Raw genomic sequence first — 19,149 nt, 5'->3', positions numbered from 1 at the left:
CGAGATTCTCATCACTGTTCACACCCATTTGCAGTATTGATAACGTTACTGCCAGTTTTAACAGTTAATGGCTTATTAACCGTTAATTACTTCAACAGCGCCTGAGCTTTCGCCACCACGTTTTCCACGGTGAAACCAAACTCTTTGAACAGCAATTCAGCGGGTGCTGATTCACCGAACGTGGTCATACCTACTACCGCGCCATTCAGGCCAACGTATTTGTACCAGTAATCAGCAATACCCGCTTCTACCGCAACACGTGCGCTAACCGCAGATGGCAATACAGACTCACGGTAAGCCGCGTCTTGTTTATCGAATGCATCAGTTGATGGCATAGAAACAACACGGACTTTACGGCCAGTGGCAGTCAGTTGATCAGCAGCAGCAACCGCTAATTCCACTTCAGAGCCGGTAGCAATTAGGATCAGTTCAGGCTGGCCTGCACAATCCTTCAGCACATAACCGCCTTTGGCGATATTGGCTAGCTGCTCAGCAGTACGTGGCTGCTGTGCCAGATTCTGTCGGGAGAAGATCAGTGCACTTGGGCCATCTTTACGTTCCAGCGCATACTGCCATGCCACTGCAGATTCGACCTGATCACAAGGGCGCCAGGTACTCATATTCGGTGTAACACGCAGGCTGGCCATCTGTTCAACAGGCTGATGGGTTGGGCCATCTTCGCCCAGACCAATAGAGTCATGGGTATAAACGAATACGCTACGGATTTTCATCAGTGCCGCCATGCGCACTGCGTTACGGGCATATTCCACAAACATTAGGAAGGTTGCGCCGTAAGGGATGAAGCCGCCGTGCAGGGCAATACCGTTCATGATGGCAGACATACCAAATTCACGGACACCGTAGTGAATGTAGTTACCAGCCAGATCATCGCTCAATGATTTAGAGCCAGACCAGATAGTCAGGTTACTCGGTGCCAGGTCAGCAGAACCGCCCAGGAACTCAGGTAACACTTTACCGAAGGCTTCCAGCGCATTTTGTGATGCTTTACGGCTGGCAATATTCGCTGGATTGGCTTGCAATTGTTCGATAAATTTCTTGGATTCAGCTGCCCAGTTAGCCGGTAATTCACCGCTCACACGACGTTTGAATTCAGCCGCCAGTTCTGGGTAAGCCTTGGCATACGCGGCAAACTTCTCGTTCCAGGCCGCTTCTTTGGCTTTGCCCGCTTCTTTGGCATCCCATGCCGCATAGATATCTTGTGGGATTTCAAATGCCGGGTATTTCCAACCTAATGCTTCACGGGTTGCTGCAACTTCCGCTTCACCTAATGGCGCACCATGGGAATCATGGGTGCCTGCTTTGTTTGGTGAGCCAAAACCAATAATCGTTTTGCACATCAACAATGAAGGCTTGTCGGTAACCTGATGGGCTTCTTCGATAGCCGCTTTGATGGAGTCCGCGTTATGACCATCAACACCACGTACCACATGCCAGCCGTAGGCTTCGAAACGGGCAGCCGTGTCATCAGTGAACCAGCCTTCAACATGACCATCAATAGAAATACCATTGTCATCATAGAAAGCCGTCAGTTTGCCCAGCTTCATCGTACCGGCCAGAGAGCAAACCTCGTGAGAGATACCTTCCATCATGCAACCATCGCCCATAAAGGCGTAGGTATGGTGATCGACAATGTCATGGCCTGGGCGGTTAAACTGCGCACCCAGCGTACGTTCTGCGATAGCAAAACCAACAGCATTGGCAATGCCTTGCCCCAATGGCCCGGTGGTAGTTTCTACACCAGCGGTATAACCATATTCAGGGTGACCAGGCGTTTTAGAGTGCAGTTGGCGGAAATTTTTCAGCTCTTCCATCGACAGGTCATAACCTGTGAGATGCAACAGGCTATAAATCAACATGGAGCCATGACCATTTGACAGGACGAAACGGTCACGATCAGCCCAGTGTGGGTTTGTTGGATTATGGTTCAGATAATCACGCCACAGGACTTCGGCAATATCTGCCATACCCATCGGGGCTCCGGGATGGCCGGACTTCGCTTTTTGCACGGCATCCATGCTTAGTGCGCGGATAGCGTTGGCAAGCTCTTTACGAGAGGACATGTTTTACTCCAGGTCGGATTAACAAAGCGTTCAAGGTTACCATTTTCTCAGACTCAGCATTGAAACGGCAATCACTATACTCTAAATAATTCGAGTTGCAGGAAGGCGGTAACTGAGTGCATCCCCAAGAGCTTACACAAGTAAGGGATTGAGGTGAACAAAAGCAGCCACCGCACAGCGACAAACCATAGGCTACAACAATAATTTCGGGCAAGACCTATTGCCAACAGAGTAGAACAAGCGTGAGCGATCCAACAACTATTAATGCGATTCCAACAACTATTAATGCAATAGCTAATAATGATGTGATGATTACGCGCGGGTAGCCGTGATAAGGATAACTATGATAAATAGACCGCCGTGATAAACAGATAACATTGATAAACAGATAACAGCTGCTCATTCGGCGTCATCACCGATAGAATAGCCTTCTTCAATGAAAAAAATGGCAACCCCACAGGAAGAACGTGTTATGAAAATTCGTACCTCAATGATTGCACTGAGCCTGACAGCACTATTAAGTGGCTGTCAAAGCCTCAATACTGAAGGCTTAATGCAGTCAGGTGCGCAAGCATTTCAGGCCGCAACCTTGAATGATGCTGACGTGAAAGCCCTTAGTGAAAAATCTTGCGTTGAAATGGATCAAAAAGCCCAGATCGCCTCAGCGGATAGTCAGTACGGTAAACGTATGGCAAAAATTGCTGCGGCCTTGGGCGATAACATTAATGGCACCCCAGCTAACTATAAGGTCTATGTGACCAAGGACGTTAATGCTTGGGCAATGGCTAATGGCTGCATTCGTGTCTACAGCGGTTTGATGGATATGATGACCGACAATGAAGTGGAAGGTGTCGTGGGCCATGAAATGGGCCATGTGGCATTGGGGCATACCCGTAAAGCCATGCAGGTAGCCTACGGAACAACCGCGCTACGGACTGCTGTCGCCTCTGCGGGTGGTGTCGTGGGTACCTTATCGCAATCTCAGCTAGCGGATCTCGGTGAGAAACTGGTTAATGCCCAATTCTCGCAAAAACAAGAAAGTGAAGCCGATGATTACTCATTCGATTTGCTGAAAAAACGGGCCATTGACCCGAGCGGCCTGGTAAGCAGTTTTGAAAAACTGGCCTCTATGGAAGCGGGCCGTAACAGCAGTATGTTCGATGATCATCCATCATCACAAGCCAGAGCAGAGCATATTCGCCAACGCATTGCGGCGGAGAAGTAACACTTAACGCCAGTCTCTTATAAATGCAAACGCCCTCGCTGTTGGGGCGTTAGACTGCTGACAAACCCCAATGACGTGATCTTGAACGGTGAGGATAGGCAGAGGAGTAAAGCGTCCGCGCCAAGGATGGCGCGGCTCGAGCCTACATGGATGTATTTACGGCGTCTTTACGATCTGCCTGTTCTCTCCGTCGCGGGCACTTTGTCAATAACCTCACGCCCCACTGTTGGGGCGTTAGTTCTATAGCTGACGTTTGATATTTGATATTTGATATTTGATAGCTAATACCTAATAGCTATTAGCCATGCCTGCTACTCGCCATCGCCATCCAAATTAACGTCGATCTGATCGCCATTGATCCGCACTGCATAGGTGTTTAAATCGCGATCGCCCGGCTCACGCAAACACTGCCCCGTCCGCACATTAAACAGTGCACCATGTAGCGGGCACTCAATGATTTCACCATCATTAATTCCCTGACTTAGCAACGCATAGGCATGAGGGCAGATATCCTCCATCGCAAAATACTCGCCCTCAACCAGATAAATACCCACTCTGTTATTACCCGCTTGAGCCGAAAACGGAAAATCTGGTTTGATATCATTCACCTTACAGACGCTGAACCAGCCCATTGAGATGCCTCCAGATTATTATTACGACGAAAGTCTAAACCGTTAACATAAGTGTGGTTGATATTCGGGTAATTACCACCGAATTAGAAGGGGATAGCGCTGAAAAAAAGGACAAACCTGAGTTTGCCCTTTAATCGATACTGAATGAATCGTTAGCGATTATTCATCTTCAAGATATGTGTAGCCGTATAAGCCAGCTTCAAACTCTTCCAGGAACTGCGCCTGCAATTCAGTATCCAGATCGGTCTCTTTTACCTGACCGCGGAAATGTTCCAGCAATTTTTCAGGGTTCAATTGGACGTATTCCAACATATCAGCCACTGTATCGCCTTCATCGGTCTGTTCAACCTCTACCGTGCCATCAGGGAAGACATAAACGTCTACCGCCGCAGTGTCACCAAACAGATTGTGCATATTACCCAAAATTTCCTGGTAAGCACCGACCATAAAGAAACCTAGCAGTGGCGGGTTTTCCGGATCATACGGTGGCATTGGCATGGTGGTCGCTACCCCATCCCCATCAATATAATGATCGATGGTGCCATCGGAATCACAGGTAATATCTAGCAATACTACGCGGCGCTCTGGTGGCTTATCCAACCCTTCCAATGGCAAGACTGGGAACAGTTGATCGATACCCCACGCATCCGGCATTGACTGGAACAGCGAGAAATTTACATACAACTTGTCAGCCATCCGCTCTTGCAACTCATCAATGATTGGACGGTGGGCGCGGTTGCTTGGATCCAGCTGTTTTTGAATATCATTACAAATACTTAGATAAAGCTGTTCTGCCCAAGCACGCTGAGTCAGATCCAGCATACCGTGAGCATATTGGGTATGGACGTCGTGTAAATCCATTTGGCTATCGTGTAACCATTCGCGCAGTGAACGGCGGTTTTCCGGCTCCTGCATCTCCTGCCAGGTACCCCATAAACTTTCCAAAGCACGTGGCGCATCAACTGTTGGCGGTAGTGGTTCACAGAACTCATTGCGTTCTACACCGATAACATTGGACACCAATACCGTATGGTGAGCGGTAACCGCACGACCAGATTCTGTAATAACAGTAGGATGCGGCAAACCGTGTTCGTTACATGCATCACCGATACCCCAGATAACGTTATTGGCATATTCATTCAAGCCATAGTTAACAGAGCAATCAGATTGAGAGCGCGTCCCTTCATAATCGACGCCCAAACCCCCGCCCACATCAAAGCACTGGATATTAACGCCCAGCTTGTGTAACTCCACATAAAAACGAGCAGATTCACGCACGCCAGTGGAGATATCACGGATGTTGGAAAGTTGAGAGCCTAAGTGGAAATGCAGTAATTGCAAACTTTCCAGGCTATTCGCCTCACGCAGCATATCAACCAGTTGTAATACCTGTGTTGCAGACAAACCAAACTTGGACTTTTCACCCCCACTGGCTTGCCACTTACCGGAGCCTTGTGATGCCAGGCGGGCGCGAACCCCCAAACGTGGAACCACATTCAGCCGCTCAGCTTCTTCCAGTACCATTTTGATTTCTGACATCTTTTCGATGACCAGATAAACCTTATGGCCCAGTTTTTCACCAATCAAAGCCAAACGAATGTATTCACGGTCTTTATAACCGTTACACACGATAACCGAACGAGTCATGCCAGCATGGGCCAGCACCGCCATCATCTCAGCTTTAGAACCCGCTTCCAGCCCTAATGGTTCACCGGAATTGACCAGCGACTCAATCACCCTACGGTGCTGGTTTACTTTAATGGGGTAAACCAAGAAGTAGCCGCCTTCATAACCGAAAGACTCACGCGCACGTTTAAACGCCGCGTTAATTGAGCGTAAGCGATGCTGTAAAATTTGTGGGAAGCAGAACAGCGCAGGCAAACGTTGCCCTTGTTCGAGCTGCATCTTCTTAACCAGTTGCGCCAGATCGACACGCGCCTCACGAATATCCGGATCAGGGCAAACACTGATATGACCTAATTCATTGACGTCATAATAGTTGCCACCCCAGTAGGCGACGTTATACGTGCTCAGCATCTTGCTGGCATTCCGATCATTCATGGCAACCTCCTGCATGGAGCGTAAAGAAACATGTGCGCCCGCAATTGACGGACGGCTAATCAAGTTATCATCAGACATAATTCGCCTCTATTGCGATACTGACGATAACGTCAGCCACTATCGCAGCTACAACCTACAAGGACAATCCGTGTGCACGCCCAGATATTACGCTGAAAGCCTGGTTCACGAGCGGTTTATCACTCATCGATTCATTACTAAGGAAAGAGTAAACACGTTTCAGTATCAATACGTATTAAGGTTTCGTGAATTGGACTCGCCGCAAAATAGCACCAGCTATCCAGATTCAGTACTTCGGGTAACCGTTAACCGGCCCGCGAATCCTGAGTCGCACCCATGTGGGTATAACATCGGGTTGATGGGGTACAAGAAAGGAAGGTTGCAAGGGGGGATTGAACGTCAGAACGACGCAACTGTTGATATGCAGCAACCAGTAGACAACGGATCATTAATCCAACCACCTCCATGCATGCCGCTCACGATTGAGCGAACAAGGCTTTATTAATATACCCTTTTTACTTGAAGTGGCAGCGATGTTAGCGGTTCTTTCTCACTCAAATCACAGGTGTGAGCCACACTCATCATGATTTGCTCGCTACGCGCAACTCCATTTAATTTGGTATAGACATTTAATTTGGTATAGACAATTTAGGTAACAGTTCGATGACGCCACTATTTTTGCACTCACCCAGAATAACTTCCCACAAACCGAGCACAAAACACTGAGAATTTAACAATGAGCTAATGTCATCTTCTGCCATCTTCATCATTGCTTATCAAATAAGCCGCGCGCGCAGTTTATACCGATAACCAAGGCAAAATGCAAAATGAAATTTGCAATGTCACCATATCAAACAGTAAAAAAAGCCTGCCACAGCTAAATCGAGAAATATCTTAATACAAAAAGGGCTGGCTTTCAGAGCAAAAGCTAACCTAAAATAGACGTCCAGATGTTAATACATCCATACTCTTTAATTGCTAGAATGCTAACAACGTTATCTCCTCAAAGTCAGTAGCGTGACAGTATGTTCCATTAACATCGCTGCAACGTCAGGTAAAAAGGGGAGATGTTGAAGGTTTCTAAGTTGATAGACTGCTAAAGGCTTTGCCTAAAGGGGCATTGTGAACTGCCAACACAACAGAAAGTCAGGTACTGTTCTGTCTGCTGTTGCTTGGTTTCCAGCGCTATGCAGTGACTTCTCACTTGTATTTCAAGGTAAAGAAAATAATGGCTAAACACCTATTTACGTCAGAATCTGTCTCTGAAGGACATCCAGATAAAATCGCTGACCAGATTTCCGATGCCGTACTTGATGCAATTCTTGAGCAAGACCCAAAAGCGCGGGTTGCCTGCGAAACCTATGTCAAAACGGGAATGGTATTAGTAGGCGGTGAAGTTACCACCAATGCATGGGTTGATATCGAAGAGATCACCCGCCGCACAATACGCGAAATTGGTTATGTACATTCCGATATGGGTTTTGATGCTAACTCTTGTGCGGTTTTAAGCGCTATCGGTAAGCAATCTCCTGATATTAATCAAGGTGTTGACCGCGAAAACCCACTGGAACAAGGTGCGGGTGATCAGGGCCTGATGTTCGGCTATGCCACCAACGAAACCAGTGTCTTAATGCCAGCGCCCATTACCTATGCTCATCGTTTGGTAGAGCGTCAGGCTGAGGTGCGTAAAAATGGTGCCTTGCCATGGTTGCGCCCAGATGCCAAAAGTCAGGTTACCTTCCAATACGATGACGGTAAAATCGTGGGTATTGATGCGGTAGTCCTGTCGACTCAGCATTCAGAAGATATCAACCAGAAAGATTTGCACGAAGCAGTAATGGAAGAGATCATCAAGCCAGTTCTGCCTGCTGAATGGATCACTGCCAATACCAAATACTTTATCAACCCAACTGGCCGTTTTGTTATCGGTGGGCCAATGGGTGACTGCGGTCTGACTGGCCGTAAAATTATTGTTGATACCTACGGCGGCATGGCTCGTCACGGTGGCGGCGCATTCTCGGGTAAAGATCCATCAAAAGTGGATCGATCTGCGGCATACGCTGCCCGTTATGTAGCGAAAAATATCGTGGCGGCGGGTCTGGCTGACCGTTGTGAGATTCAAGTATCTTACGCCATCGGTGTAGCAGAGCCGACCTCCATCATGGTTGAGGCTTTCGGCACGGAGAAAATCCCAGCAGACCAACTGACCCTGCTGGTTCGTGAATTCTTCGATCTGCGCCCTTATGGCTTGATTAAAATGCTGGATCTGTTGCACCCAATCTACCGTGAAACTGCAGCCTATGGTCACTTTGGCCGTGAGCATTTCCCATGGGAAAAAACCGACAAAGCAGCGTTATTACGTGATGCTGCGGGTTTGAAATAAATTTCATTCCCTGTGTAATTGAAGCAGTAAAACGATGAAGAACCACCCTGTAAGCAACACGCTGGCAGGGTGGTTTATTTGTATGCACCCTGGGAAAATACGCCCCGGAACTGTTCAAGTGAAAATGAACCCACCCCGTGGTGATGTCAGCTTGCATCTGGCTATCCACCGTTTTATTCTTCCGCATTATGAGCACACTAAGAATCCCCATCGCACTACAGCAAGCGGTTATGCAGTGCCTGCGTCACCATTTGCAACTGGCTAACCAGTATCTTGGCACCGCGTATCCGGAGCCAAAAATTAATTGTCATCAGCGTGGTACCAACGCGGGCAGTGCCTATCTGCAATCATTCGAAATTCGTCTTAACCCAGTATTATTGTTGGAGAATAAACAGCCGTTTATTGATGAAGTCGTACCACATGAATTAGCGCACTTGCTGGTTTACCGCCAATTCGGCCGCGTAGCCCCCCATGGCAAAGAATGGCGATGGATGATGGAACACGTCTTAAAAGTACCCGCCAGCCGCACCCACCAATTTGAAGTGGCGTCAGTGCGCAGTAAGACCTTCAATTATCAATGCAAATGTCAGCAACATGCTTTAACCATTCGCCGCCACAATAAAGTGCTGCGAGGAGAGAGTGAATATCACTGCCGGAAGTGTGGGGATAAACTCCAGTTCATCGCAATAAATCCCAATTAATGACTAACGTTACTTGTTATAAAACAGCACGTTAACTTGCCATTCATCATGATTATCTATAACATGCGTACTTTTCATTATCGGGCTGTTTTGAGATATGTTACGCAATATTTTGTTCTTGCTAGTTTTATCTTCTCCACTGTTTCCTCTGATCAGTCACAGTCACGGCATCAATAACTTCTCCCAGGCAAAAGCGGTGGCCGCTAAAATTCACCAAGATGCACCTGGCAGCTTCTACTGCGGTTGCCAAATCGACTGGCAAGGTAAAAAAGGTATCCCTGACCTAAACAGTTGTGGCTATCAACCCAGAAAAAATGCAGCGCGAGCCGCGCGGATTGAATGGGAACATGTGGTTCCTGCCTGGCAATTTGGTCATCAGCGCCAATGCTGGCAAGAGGGGGGCCGTAAAAATTGTGCCAAAGATCCGGTCTATCGTCAGATAGAAACTGACTTGCATAACCTGCAACCTGCTATTGGTGAAGTGAATGGTGACCGTAACAATTTCATGTATTCACAATGGAATGGCGGCAATGGTCAATATGGTCAGTGTGCGATGAAAGTGGATTTTAAAAATAAATTGGCAGAACCACCGGTACGTGCACGTGGTGCCATTGCCCGCACCTACTTTTATATGCGCGATCAATATCAACTGCGCCTTTCCAGCCAGCAAAGTAAACTCTTTGGTGTCTGGGATCGTCAATATCCCGTCACTGACTGGGAATGCTTACGCGATGAGCGAATTGCGAAAATTCAAGGTAATCATAATCCTTATGTGCAACGCGCTTGCCAGCGGCCAAAAAGCTAATTGAGCCATATTTTCAGATCAATCGCCCCCCATCATACCTTGTTGCGGATGACGTTAGTTTCTAATGGGGTGGCGTTATTTCCTGGTGGGCTGCAATTTTCGATTGGCTGAAACTTCCCTGCCTCTGCTATCCTTAGGTGCTTATTTATTTTGCGTTTATTTCGCGCGGTACTCATCACCGCACGGTATGATTTTCGTTTCAGGACTTAGAGCAAACCCATGCGTATACCCCGCATTTACCACCCACAGCCTTTGCAGGCCAATACCGAACTGGCGCTCACTGATGAAGCAGCAAATCATGTAGGCCGCGTACTACGGATGACTGAAGGGCAAAGCCTGCAATTATTTGACGGCAGTAATCAGATTTTTGACGCTGAAATTATACGGGCAGATAAAAAGAATCTGATTGTCCGACTCGCTGAAGGGCAATGGGAAGATCGGGAATCCCCCCTGAATTTACATTTGGGGCAGGTTATTTCTCGTGGGGAAAAAATGGAATTTACCGTCCAGAAATCCATTGAGCTAGGCGTTAATGTGATTACCCCTCTGTTTTCAGCACGCTGTGGCGTTAAGCTTGATGGCGAACGTCTGACGAAAAAAATTCAGCAGTGGCAAAAAATTGCTATCGCCGCCTGCGAACAATGTGGCCGGAATAAGATCCCAGAGATCCGCGATGCCATGCAACTTGCTGACTGGTGTGCTGAATCCGATGACAGTTTGAAACTAAATCTGCACCCACGTGCCAGCAACAGTATTAATACTCTCCCTTTCTCACTCAACAAAGTGCGTTTGCTGATTGGCCCAGAAGGTGGCCTCTCTGCTGATGAAATTGCGATGACCTCACGCCTCGGATTTACTGATATCCTGCTGGGGCCACGAGTTCTGCGGACAGAAACTACAGCCCTTACCGCAATTACTGCGTTGCAGGTGCGGTTTGGCGATCTGGGATAAACCCATTTCCCACTAGGAGAAAAGAATGATTAAGCTCGGTATCGTAATGGACCCTATTTCGTCCATTAACATCAAGAAAGACACCAGTTTCGCTATGCTGTTAGAAGCACAGCGCCGTGGCTGGGAATTGCATTACATGGAGATGGGGGATCTCTATATGCGTGGGGGTGATGGCCGCGCACGTACCCGCCTACTCAATGTGAAGCAGGATAAAGAGAGCTGGTTTAGTTTTGGGGCTGAACAGGACTTACCGCTATATGATCTTGATGTCATTCTGATGCGTAAAGATCCGCCGTTTGATACCGAGTTTATCTATGCCACCTATATTCTGGAACGTGCAGAAGATAAAGGCACACTGGTGGTGAATAAGCCACAAAGCCTACGCGATTGTAACGAAAAACTGTTTACGGCCTGGTTCCCAGAATTAACACCGGATACGCTGGTCAGCCGCAGTAAAGACCATATCCGCAAATTCCATCAAGAACACGGCGATATCATCCTGAAGCCATTAGATGGCATGGGTGGCACCTCAATATTCAGGGTAAAACAAGGTGACCCGAACCTCTCGGTTATCATTGAAACACTGACCGAATTAGGCAGCCGCTTCTGCATGGCACAAAACTTCTTACCGGCCATTAAAGAAGGCGATAAACGCGTGCTAGTGGTTGATGGCGAGCCTGTGCCTTACTGTCTGGCACGTATTCCGGCCCAAGGTGAAACCCGTGGCAATCTGGCTGCCGGTGGCCGCGGCGAAGCCCGCCCACTGAGTGAAAGTGATTGGGAAATTGCCCGCACAGTTGCACCAATACTGAAGCAAAAAGGCCTAATTTTTGTTGGGCTGGATATCATTGGCGATCGCCTGACTGAAATTAACGTCACCAGCCCGACCTGCGTACGTGAAATCGAAGCGGCCTTCCCCGAGATTTCTATTACCGGTATGTTAATGGACGCCATTGAAATACGTTTGGCTGACAAAAAAGCCTAATACATAAAAACGGGGGGTGGTGTTTTTCTAAGCGCTACCCCCGTGACTTTATCCTCATTTATCCGCATACTGGCACCAGTTCATCCATTAACTCAGCGAATTCCCTATATAATATAATGAATTTACAGCATCATTTTCTTATTGCCATGCCCTCACTTCAAGACCCTCAATTTAAACGCTCGGTTATCTATATCTGCGAGCATAACGAAAAGGGGGCGATGGGTTTAGTGATTAACAAACCCTTGGAACAGTACACCGTAGAAACGATACTGGACAAACTGAAGATCAAATCCCCCTCACGCGATCCAGCAATACGTTTAGATAACGTGGTATTAGCCGGTGGGCCTCTGGCTGAAGACCGTGGATTTATTCTGCATTCACCGCAGGAAGGCTTTGCTTCCAGTATTCATATTTCACCAGAGACGATGATTACCACCTCCAAAGATGTGTTGGAAACACTGGGAACATCGGGGCAACCTAAAGATTTGTTAGTGGCTCTGGGATATGCAAGCTGGCAGCAAGGGCAGTTAGAACAAGAGTTACTGGATAATGTCTGGCTGACCACTGAAGCCGATACCAATATTTTATTCGACACGCCAATTACCGAGCGCTGGCAGGCCGCGGCCAATAAACTGGGCATTAATATCTTTAATATTGCTCCGCAAGCAGGACATGCCTGATGGCTAACCGCACAATTATTGCTTTTGATTTCGGTACCAAAAGTATCGGTGTCGCTATCGGTCAGGAAGTCACCGGAACGGCCAGAGCGCTAACGGCGTTTAAAGCACAAGATGGCACCCCAGATTGGCAGAAAGTCGAAAAACTGTTGAAAGAGTGGCAGCCCAATTTAGTCGTCGTCGGCCTGCCACTCAATATGGATGGCACTGAACAACCACTAACCGCCAGAGCTCGTCGGTTTGCCAACCGTTTACATGGGCGCTTTGGTGTACAGGTAGCCTTACAAGACGAACGCCTCAGTACGGTAGAGGCCCGCGCCAATCTGTTTGACCGCGGTGGCTATCGCGCTCTGGATAAAGGCAGTGTCGATGCAGCCTCTGCGGTTATCATTTTGGAAAGCTGGTTTGATGAGCAAGCAGGTTGAACCCGCTATGTTCTGTTGGGCACCTGCTGTTTCCTGCTTTCCATTCCCGCTATCTGAATAAGTAATCCCTGCATAACGTTGTATACTTAATAACTTTGTATACTGCGGCTATGCCAATCAGCGGTTTAAAATATTGCGCACCTCTTGCAGGTGTTTTTTTACATTTATTGAGGTTTTCTCATGACAAAAGTAACTGTTGCTGCGACTCAAATGGCCTGTTCTTGGGACCTGCCGAAAAATATTGAAAATGCCGAAAAACTGGTACGTCAGGCGCATGCCAAAGGCGCACAGATCATCCTGATTCAGGAACTGTTTGCCGCACCTTACTTCTGTATTGATCAAAGCCCAGAGCACTACTCACTGGCCCAGGAACTGGGTAATAGTCCATTAATCAAACACTTTTCCAAGCTTGCCGCTGAGCTTGAAGTAGTACTACCGCTGAGTTTCTTTGAGAAAGCCAATAATGCTTACTATAACTCGCTAGTCATGATTGACGCCGATGGCTCGGTGTTGGACGTCTACCGTAAAACCCACATTCCTAATGGCCCGGCTTATCAGGAAAAACAGTTCTTTATCCCTGGCGATACAGGTTTTAAAGTTTGGCAAACTCGTTATGCCAAAGTGGGCGTAGGCATCTGTTGGGATCAGTGGTTCCCTGAAACCGCCCGCAGCCTGGCACTGCTTGGGGCAGAAATTATCTTCTACCCAACAGCTATCGGCTCAGAGCCTGCTTACCCTGAAATCGACAGCCAACCGCACTGGACCCGTGTCCAGCAAGGCCATGCAGCCGCAAACCTGGTTCCGGTGATTGCCTCTAACCGCATCGGTACTGAGAAAAGCAAATACATTGATGGGCTGGAGATGACGTTCTACGGCTCCTCGTTTATTGCTGACCAGACCGGGGCTCTGCTGGCTCAAGCTAATAAAACTGACGAAGCGGTTCTGGTGCATGAGTTTGATTTGCAGGAGATTGCTGCCCAACGTGCTTCATGGGGCTTGTTCCGTGATCGCCGCCCGGAGATGTACCAAACATTAGCCACGTCAGACGGCAAGACCCGGAGATAATTTATGTCAGTGCAAGACACAATGTTACAACAACAGGCATTACCCGGCACACCGCGGCGGGATGGTTTCTTTATGCCTGCAGAATGGGCACCACAGGATGCGGTATGGATGCTTTGGCCATATCGCCAGGATAACTGGCGCGGTAAAGCTATCCCCGCTCAGCAGACATTCGCCAAAGTCGCCGAGGCCATTAGCCGTGCTACACCAGTATTTATGGGCGTTCCCGCCGAGTTTATGGCACAAGCCAAGGCAACCATGCCTGCAAATGTGACCTTGGTTGAAATGGCCAGTGACGACGCCTGGATGCGCGATACCGGCCCGACTATGGTGATTAATGGTACGGGCAAGCGCCGGGCCGTTGACTGGCAGTTTAATGCATGGGGTGGCCTGAACGGTGGCTTGTATACTGACTGGCAACAAGATGAAAAAGTCGCCGTTCAGGTCAGTGATTTTTTGAAAAACTCGCATTACAGTGCGCCATTGATACTGGAAGGTGGCTCCATTCATACTGATGGCGAAGGCACCTTACTGACTACCGCCGAATGTTTGCTAAACCCGAACCGCAACCCGCATCTGAATCAAGCGCAAATTGAACAGTTGCTGTGTGACTATCTGGGGGTAACTCACTTCATCTGGTTACAGGATGGTGTATATAACGATGAGACCGATGGTCATATCGATAATATGTGCTGTTTTGTACGCCCTGGCGAAGTGGCTCTACATTGGACAGACGACCAGCAGGACCCACAGTACGCACGTTCAGTCGCGGCGTTCGAGGTGCTATCCAATGCCGTCGATGCCAAAGGGCGTAAACTGAAAATCTGGAAGTTACCGGCTCCCGGCCCACTCTATAACACGGAAGAAGAAACCTCCGATGTGTTGTCCAGCGATGCGGTTCCTCGCACGGCGGGTGAACGCCTGGCGGGCTCTTACGTCAACTTCCTGATCAGTAACCAGCAAATTATTTTCCCACTGCTGGATAGCCGCACTGACGGGCAGGCTAACGAGCTGTTACAACAAATGTTCCCCGACTACGCAATTGTCGGCGTGCCTGCCAGAGAGATTTTACTCGGTGGCGGTAATATTCATTGCATTACCCAGCAGATCCCAGCGGCTTAATCCGCACGAAAATAAGCCTTCTACTTAACCGACCCGGATCATACGATCCGGGTTAATTTATTTCATTACCGTCTCACTTAAAATGACTACGGTGTTAGCGGTACCTTGCCCAATCAGTGACTGAGAGCCAAAGCCCCCTGCTTTTGCCGCTGTGCGATACTTTGTTCAAAGGTTTGCATCCCCCACTGCCCTCCGGCCTGTATCACGGTTGGCAATTGATAGGTTTTACCTTCTCGGATCAAATGACTTACCGCCGTGGTTTGCGTGAGTATTTCAAATACGGCTATACGCCCACCACCGTTTTGACGACACAATTTTTGCGTAATAACACCACGTAAACTGGCAGCCAGTTGCGTCCGTATTACGGCTTTCTCCTCAGGAGGAAAAACATCAATCAACCGATCAATAGCTTGTGTTGCCGTACGGGTATGTAATGTGGCCAGCACCAGATGCCCGGTTTCGGCTGCTGTCAGAGCTAATCGGATAGTCTCCAGCCCCCGTAACTCGCCGAGTAAAATAATATCTGGATCCTGACGTAAAGCCCCACTCAAGGCACGGCTGAAGCAGTGAGTATGACTGCCAAGCTCCCGTTGCTGGATCAAACATGATTGGCTGTTATGAATAAATTCAATCGGGTCCTCAAGGGTAATAATATGCCGTGCCTGCTGCTGATTAATCGCGCTTATCATGGCATTCAGCGTCGTCGACTTACCGCTGCCAGTCGCCCCCGTCACCAAAATTAGTCCATTCTCCTGTTGAATCAATTGGTTCAGAATAGGTGGTACCGCCAATTGTGTCAGTGACGGACAAATGGCCGGAATAATACGAAAAGCAATGGATTGGCCCTGTTGTTGCTGAAAAATATTTGCCCGTAACCTTTGTCTGCCCACGGTGGTGTAGGCACAGTCAACCTGCCCCTGTTGCTGTAATTGGCTTTCTTGTGCGTCACTCAACATATGCCGACGTAGCCCATTTAACCAACCAGCAGTGACCTTCGGCCAGTCAGTAACGGTTTTTAGCTCGCCATCAATACGTAATACCGGGTGAAAACCGGTACAGAGGTGCAGATCTGAAGCATTATGATCTACACTAGCCGCCACCTTATTGGCAAAATCCTGTTTGTTAAAGCCATCACTGGCAAGGTCAGGGTTTTCTAAATCAATGCGTTTGGTTTTTATACGGCTAAACGCGGGGTTATTCAGATCTGAATGTTGGTTATTCAGGCTTGTGAAATCCATATCCAACTCCTGGGTCCATATGAGCACTATCCAACAGAATCTACAGGATGTCAGAGCGCGGATCGCAACGGCTACACACAATTGCGGGCGCTCTCCAGAAGAAGTTACATTGCTTGCAGTCAGTAAAACCAAACCTGTGGCGGCTATCGAAAAAGCCATCGCCGCTGGGCAATATGCTTTTGGTGAAAACTATGTACAGGAAGGGGTGGATAAGATTCACTACTTCGCGGATAACAAAACGCTTGAATGGCACTTTATTGGGCCGCTGCAATCCAATAAAAGCCGGTTAGTGGCTGAAAACTTTGCCTGGTGTCATACCGTTGATCGGTTGAAAATAGCCCAGCGTCTGAGTATCCAGCGCCCAGCGGCTATGCCAGCGTTAAACGTACTGATTCAGATTAATATCAGCGATGAGCAAAGCAAAGCTGGGATTTCCCTGAGCGAGCTGCCCACCCTGGCTGACAGCATGAGTGCATTACCTAACCTGTGTTTACGCGGTCTGATGGCTATCCCAGCGCCAGAACATGATTATCAGCGGCAATTGGCAGTATTTGCGCAAATGAATCAGGCGTTCTTGACTTTAAAAGCCAGCTACCCTCAGATAGATACGCTTTCTATGGGGATGACTGATGATATGGACGCCGCCATTAGCGCCGGCAGTACACTGGTTCGGATTGGTACGGCCATTTTTGGTGCCCGCGTTTATAACGCGGATTAATCACGGCATTTATTGTTCACTGTACTTATGGAACATAACTATCTGTTGAACATAAAGACTGAGTACGCTTAGGAGAATTCGATGCAGCATCGCAATATTACATTCATTGGTGCCGGCAATATGGCCCGCGCGATTATCGCTGGTTTGGTTGCAGGGGGGTATCCGGCCAAAATGATCAGCGTTTGCGCGCCTTCCTCCAAAAACCGTGATGCATTAGCCACTGAATTTGGTGTTATCAGCAGTGATGATAATATCCGCGAAGCGCAAAAGGCGGAGGTTGTGGTGTTAGCGGTAAAGCCCCAGTTAATGGCCGATGTATGCCAGCAATTGCAAAAGCAGGTCGATTTTAGCGATAAATTGGTGCTGTCGATTGCGGCGGGTGTTCAGGTTGCACGTTTCTACGCGCTTCTGGGAAATAAACTGAATCTGGTTCGTATTATGCCGAATACCCCATCTCTGGTGGGAAAAGGAATGAGTGGTCTTTACGCCCCCGAGCAGGTTTCAGCAGCAGATCGTGATTTCACCACTGAACTGATGAGTGCAATTGGCAAAGTTTGCTGGGTGGACAATGAGGATGGCATTAATAGTATTATTGCCGCAGCGGGTAGTTCACCTGCCTATTTCTTCCTATTTATGGAAGCGATGCAGCAAGAGACGGAACGCTTAGGGTTTGACAGTGAAACCGCCCGTCAGTTAGTGCAACAAGCCGCTTCCGGGGCCTGTGCACTGGTCGAGGCCAATCCACACGTGCCACTTTCGGTATTGCGGGAACAGGTCACGTCCAAAGGGGGAACCACTGCCGAGGCAATACGGGTGTTCAATGAACAGCACTTACCAGAAATGGTTGCCCATGCCATGCAAGCCGCTATTGTTCGAGCAAAAGAGATGGAAAAACTGTTCTAATTAACGGCAAGATTTACAAAAACCGACACTGCCCCTGACACTTTCTCGTTAAAATAGGGGCCGTTAAAGCATGTGAATAGATTTTTTATTTGTACCTACATGCCCAATAGATTCCAAAGTGCAGGAAGGTGGTAAACGAATGACAAATCGGCTGTGAGTCGGTTTAAATGCTGCTTGCAGCGGCCTCCCAGAGGCAATGCCCATGAATGGGCCGAGTAACCAGAACAACCAACACACCTGCACGTTACAAGATGACGGGCATACAATATTAAGGACTAAGGCAACTCATGCTAACGCTGACTTTTCTGGCAAAAACGGTCATTGACCTATATGTGATGGTACTGTTGTTGCGCATCTGGATGCAGTGGGTTCACAGTGATTTCTATAATCCATTGTCTCAATTTGTGGTGAAAATAACCCAACCTATTGTTGGCCCACTGCGCCGAGTGGTTCCCTCAATGGGGCCAATTGATAGCGCATCATTGTTATTGGCATTTTTACTGATGACCATTAAATACCCGCTGCTATTACTGATTGATAGCGGGTCCTTATCACTCAGTATTTATAACCTCTTGTTCGGCCTTATTGCGCTGGTAAAAGCGGTGGGCTACCTGATTTTCTGGGTCATGATTATCCGTGCACTGATGAGTTGGATCAGTCAGGGCCGTAGCCCGGTAGACTACCTGCTGCTGCAGTTAACTGAACCATTAATGGCACCGATTCGCCGTATTTTGCCTGCAATGGGGGGGATTGATTTCTCAGCAATGGTTGTCATCCTTATCTTGTATCTACTCAACTTTTTAGGCATGGATATATTTGGAGCGATGTGGGTCATGCTGTGAGTGCAGTCCTCTCCTCCGTAAACGGGCTGATACTCAAGCTATATATTCAGCCCAAAGCCAGTCGAGATAAGATAGTCGGTTTACATGGCGACGAACTTAAAGTCGCCATTACCGCCCCGCCTGTTGATGGTCAGGCTAATGCCCATTTGGTTAAGTTTATCGCCAAGCAGTTTCGGGTAGCCAAAAGTCAGGTGATTATCGAAAAGGGCGAACTGGGGCGGCATAAACAGATTAAAGTGATTAACCCGCAGCAGATTCCGCCAGAAGTCACCATACTGCTCAAGTAAGTTGATATTTCTCCGCGAGAATTGGGTTATTGA

General features: G+C 48.2%; 20 protein-coding genes. 15 read left to right on the top strand and 5 right to left on the bottom strand.

What is annotated here, in order from left to right; genetic code table 11:
- Positions 1 to 86: 86 nt before the first annotated feature.
- Positions 87 to 2,081: a transketolase gene (gene tkt / locus AC971_RS15375; protein WP_025381123.1), complete on the bottom strand. Its 1,995-nt coding sequence runs from the start codon at positions 2,079 to 2,081 to the stop codon at positions 87 to 89.
- Between the two features lie 472 nt (positions 2,082 to 2,553).
- On the opposite strand from tkt, the gene loiP reads away from it, so the two are divergent.
- Together loiP and AC971_RS25780 are read left to right on the top strand one after the other, a co-directional pair.
- On the top strand, positions 2,554 to 3,306 hold the full coding sequence (gene loiP / locus AC971_RS15370; protein ID WP_025381124.1) for a metalloprotease LoiP: 753 nt from the start codon (positions 2,554 to 2,556) through the stop codon (positions 3,304 to 3,306).
- A gap of 146 nt (positions 3,307 to 3,452) precedes the next feature.
- Positions 3,453 to 3,563: a gluconate 5-dehydrogenase gene (locus AC971_RS25780; protein WP_071825424.1), complete on the top strand. Its 111-nt coding sequence runs from the start codon at positions 3,453 to 3,455 to the stop codon at positions 3,561 to 3,563.
- A gap of 54 nt (positions 3,564 to 3,617) precedes the next feature.
- On the opposite strand, the gene AC971_RS15365 is transcribed toward AC971_RS25780, so the two are convergent.
- The 3 genes from AC971_RS15365 to AC971_RS25900 all read right to left on the bottom strand — a co-directional run bounded on the left by AC971_RS15365 (position 3,618) and on the right by AC971_RS25900 (position 6,466).
- Positions 3,618 to 3,938, bottom strand: coding sequence for a non-heme iron oxygenase ferredoxin subunit (locus AC971_RS15365; RefSeq protein ID WP_002209968.1), 321 nt, complete (start codon positions 3,936 to 3,938; stop codon positions 3,618 to 3,620).
- A gap of 159 nt (positions 3,939 to 4,097) precedes the next feature.
- Positions 4,098 to 6,077, bottom strand: coding sequence for a biosynthetic arginine decarboxylase (gene speA, locus AC971_RS15360; RefSeq protein ID WP_025381125.1), 1,980 nt, complete (start codon positions 6,075 to 6,077; stop codon positions 4,098 to 4,100).
- Positions 6,078 to 6,322: 245 nt separating this feature from the next.
- Positions 6,323 to 6,466 carry a hypothetical protein gene (locus tag AC971_RS25900; protein ID WP_441368433.1) on the bottom strand — a complete coding sequence of 48 codons (144 nt, stop codon included), beginning with the start codon at positions 6,464 to 6,466 and terminating at the stop codon, positions 6,323 to 6,325.
- A 779-nt stretch (positions 6,467 to 7,245) separates the two neighbouring features.
- On the opposite strand from AC971_RS25900, the gene metK reads away from it, so the two are divergent.
- From metK to aguA, 9 genes are all read left to right on the top strand, one after another.
- Positions 7,246 to 8,400 (top strand): methionine adenosyltransferase, encoded by a 1,155-nt coding sequence (gene metK / locus AC971_RS15355; RefSeq protein WP_025381126.1) that lies wholly within the window; start codon positions 7,246 to 7,248, stop codon positions 8,398 to 8,400.
- Positions 8,401 to 8,588: 188 nt separating this feature from the next.
- On the top strand, positions 8,589 to 9,101 hold the full coding sequence (locus AC971_RS15350; protein WP_038402335.1) for a SprT family zinc-dependent metalloprotease: 513 nt from the start codon (positions 8,589 to 8,591) through the stop codon (positions 9,099 to 9,101).
- Positions 9,102 to 9,198: 97 nt separating this feature from the next.
- Positions 9,199 to 9,906, top strand: a complete 708-nt coding sequence (gene endA, locus AC971_RS15345) for a deoxyribonuclease I (protein WP_025381128.1) — start codon at positions 9,199 to 9,201, stop codon at positions 9,904 to 9,906.
- Between the two features lie 219 nt (positions 9,907 to 10,125).
- Positions 10,126 to 10,857 (top strand): 16S rRNA (uracil(1498)-N(3))-methyltransferase, encoded by a 732-nt coding sequence (gene rsmE, locus AC971_RS15340; protein ID WP_025381129.1) that lies wholly within the window; start codon positions 10,126 to 10,128, stop codon positions 10,855 to 10,857.
- A gap of 25 nt (positions 10,858 to 10,882) precedes the next feature.
- Complete coding sequence (gshB, locus tag AC971_RS15335; RefSeq protein WP_025381130.1) at positions 10,883 to 11,842, top strand: glutathione synthase; 960 nt, start codon at positions 10,883 to 10,885, stop codon at positions 11,840 to 11,842.
- 116 nt (positions 11,843 to 11,958) lie between these two features.
- Complete coding sequence (locus AC971_RS15330) at positions 11,959 to 12,522, top strand: YqgE/AlgH family protein (RefSeq protein WP_025381131.1); 564 nt, start codon at positions 11,959 to 11,961, stop codon at positions 12,520 to 12,522.
- A complete protein-coding gene (gene ruvX, locus AC971_RS15325; RefSeq protein ID WP_025381132.1) occupies positions 12,522 to 12,944 on the top strand; it encodes a Holliday junction resolvase RuvX in 423 nt (140 codons plus the stop codon). The genes AC971_RS15330 and ruvX overlap by 1 nt, the downstream gene beginning before the upstream one ends.
- A gap of 180 nt (positions 12,945 to 13,124) precedes the next feature.
- The gene (aguB, locus tag AC971_RS15320) at positions 13,125 to 14,009 is read left to right on the top strand and encodes an N-carbamoylputrescine amidase (protein WP_025381133.1); all 885 of its coding nucleotides are present in this window, start codon (positions 13,125 to 13,127) and stop codon (positions 14,007 to 14,009) included.
- A 3-nt stretch (positions 14,010 to 14,012) separates the two neighbouring features.
- Positions 14,013 to 15,128 (top strand): agmatine deiminase, encoded by a 1,116-nt coding sequence (gene aguA / locus AC971_RS15315; RefSeq protein ID WP_025381134.1) that lies wholly within the window; start codon positions 14,013 to 14,015, stop codon positions 15,126 to 15,128.
- 113 nt (positions 15,129 to 15,241) lie between these two features.
- Here the strand turns inward: aguA and AC971_RS15310 are convergent, their stop codons facing one another.
- Positions 15,242 to 16,366, bottom strand: coding sequence for a type IV pilus twitching motility protein PilT (locus AC971_RS15310; protein ID WP_025381135.1), 1,125 nt, complete (start codon positions 16,364 to 16,366; stop codon positions 15,242 to 15,244).
- A gap of 19 nt (positions 16,367 to 16,385) precedes the next feature.
- Here AC971_RS15310 and AC971_RS15305 point away from each other — a divergent pair, with 19 nt between their 5' ends.
- From AC971_RS15305 to yggU, 4 genes are all read left to right on the top strand, one after another.
- Positions 16,386 to 17,084 (top strand): YggS family pyridoxal phosphate-dependent enzyme, encoded by a 699-nt coding sequence (locus tag AC971_RS15305; RefSeq protein WP_025381136.1) that lies wholly within the window; start codon positions 16,386 to 16,388, stop codon positions 17,082 to 17,084.
- 81 nt (positions 17,085 to 17,165) lie between these two features.
- Positions 17,166 to 17,987, top strand: coding sequence for a pyrroline-5-carboxylate reductase (gene proC, locus AC971_RS15300; RefSeq protein ID WP_025381137.1), 822 nt, complete (start codon positions 17,166 to 17,168; stop codon positions 17,985 to 17,987).
- A gap of 287 nt (positions 17,988 to 18,274) precedes the next feature.
- Entirely contained in the window at positions 18,275 to 18,829 is a 555-nt protein-coding gene (locus tag AC971_RS15295) for a YggT family protein (protein WP_025381138.1), read from the top strand.
- On the top strand, positions 18,826 to 19,116 hold the full coding sequence (yggU, locus tag AC971_RS15290; RefSeq protein WP_038401986.1) for a DUF167 family protein YggU: 291 nt from the start codon (positions 18,826 to 18,828) through the stop codon (positions 19,114 to 19,116). The genes AC971_RS15295 and yggU overlap by 4 nt, the downstream gene beginning before the upstream one ends.
- The last annotated feature ends 33 nt before the right edge of the window (positions 19,117 to 19,149 follow it).

It is taken from the genome of Yersinia similis (genome assembly GCF_001053095.1).
Taxonomy (GTDB): domain Bacteria; phylum Pseudomonadota; class Gammaproteobacteria; order Enterobacterales; family Enterobacteriaceae; genus Yersinia; species Yersinia similis.
The sequence above is the reverse complement of the archived record's forward strand: the minus strand, read 5'-3'. Positions and strand labels throughout refer to the sequence as shown.

What these genes read in the sequence shown, in the direction of transcription:
- tkt (WP_025381123.1), bottom strand. Translation starts at nt 2,081, where the DNA reads ATGTCCTCTCGTAAAGAGCTTGCCAACGCTATCCGCGCACTAAGCATG.
- loiP (WP_025381124.1), top strand. Translation starts at nt 2,554, where the DNA reads ATGAAAATTCGTACCTCAATGATTGCACTGAGCCTGACAGCACTATTA.
- AC971_RS25780 (WP_071825424.1), top strand. Translation starts at nt 3,453, where the DNA reads ATGGATGTATTTACGGCGTCTTTACGATCTGCCTGTTCTCTCCGTCGC.
- AC971_RS15365 (WP_002209968.1), bottom strand. Translation starts at nt 3,938, where the DNA reads ATGGGCTGGTTCAGCGTCTGTAAGGTGAATGATATCAAACCAGATTTT.
- speA (WP_025381125.1), bottom strand. Translation starts at nt 6,077, where the DNA reads ATGTCTGATGATAACTTGATTAGCCGTCCGTCAATTGCGGGCGCACAT.
- AC971_RS25900 (WP_441368433.1), bottom strand. Translation starts at nt 6,466, where the DNA reads ATGATCCGTTGTCTACTGGTTGCTGCATATCAACAGTTGCGTCGTTCT.
- metK (WP_025381126.1), top strand. Translation starts at nt 7,246, where the DNA reads ATGGCTAAACACCTATTTACGTCAGAATCTGTCTCTGAAGGACATCCA.
- AC971_RS15350 (WP_038402335.1), top strand. Translation starts at nt 8,589, where the DNA reads ATGAGCACACTAAGAATCCCCATCGCACTACAGCAAGCGGTTATGCAG.
- endA (WP_025381128.1), top strand. Translation starts at nt 9,199, where the DNA reads ATGTTACGCAATATTTTGTTCTTGCTAGTTTTATCTTCTCCACTGTTT.
- rsmE (WP_025381129.1), top strand. Translation starts at nt 10,126, where the DNA reads ATGCGTATACCCCGCATTTACCACCCACAGCCTTTGCAGGCCAATACC.
- gshB (WP_025381130.1), top strand. Translation starts at nt 10,883, where the DNA reads ATGATTAAGCTCGGTATCGTAATGGACCCTATTTCGTCCATTAACATC.
- AC971_RS15330 (WP_025381131.1), top strand. Translation starts at nt 11,959, where the DNA reads ATGAATTTACAGCATCATTTTCTTATTGCCATGCCCTCACTTCAAGAC.
- ruvX (WP_025381132.1), top strand. Translation starts at nt 12,522, where the DNA reads ATGGCTAACCGCACAATTATTGCTTTTGATTTCGGTACCAAAAGTATC.
- aguB (WP_025381133.1), top strand. Translation starts at nt 13,125, where the DNA reads ATGACAAAAGTAACTGTTGCTGCGACTCAAATGGCCTGTTCTTGGGAC.
- aguA (WP_025381134.1), top strand. Translation starts at nt 14,013, where the DNA reads ATGTCAGTGCAAGACACAATGTTACAACAACAGGCATTACCCGGCACA.
- AC971_RS15310 (WP_025381135.1), bottom strand. Translation starts at nt 16,366, where the DNA reads ATGGATTTCACAAGCCTGAATAACCAACATTCAGATCTGAATAACCCC.
- AC971_RS15305 (WP_025381136.1), top strand. Translation starts at nt 16,386, where the DNA reads ATGAGCACTATCCAACAGAATCTACAGGATGTCAGAGCGCGGATCGCA.
- proC (WP_025381137.1), top strand. Translation starts at nt 17,166, where the DNA reads ATGCAGCATCGCAATATTACATTCATTGGTGCCGGCAATATGGCCCGC.
- AC971_RS15295 (WP_025381138.1), top strand. Translation starts at nt 18,275, where the DNA reads ATGCTAACGCTGACTTTTCTGGCAAAAACGGTCATTGACCTATATGTG.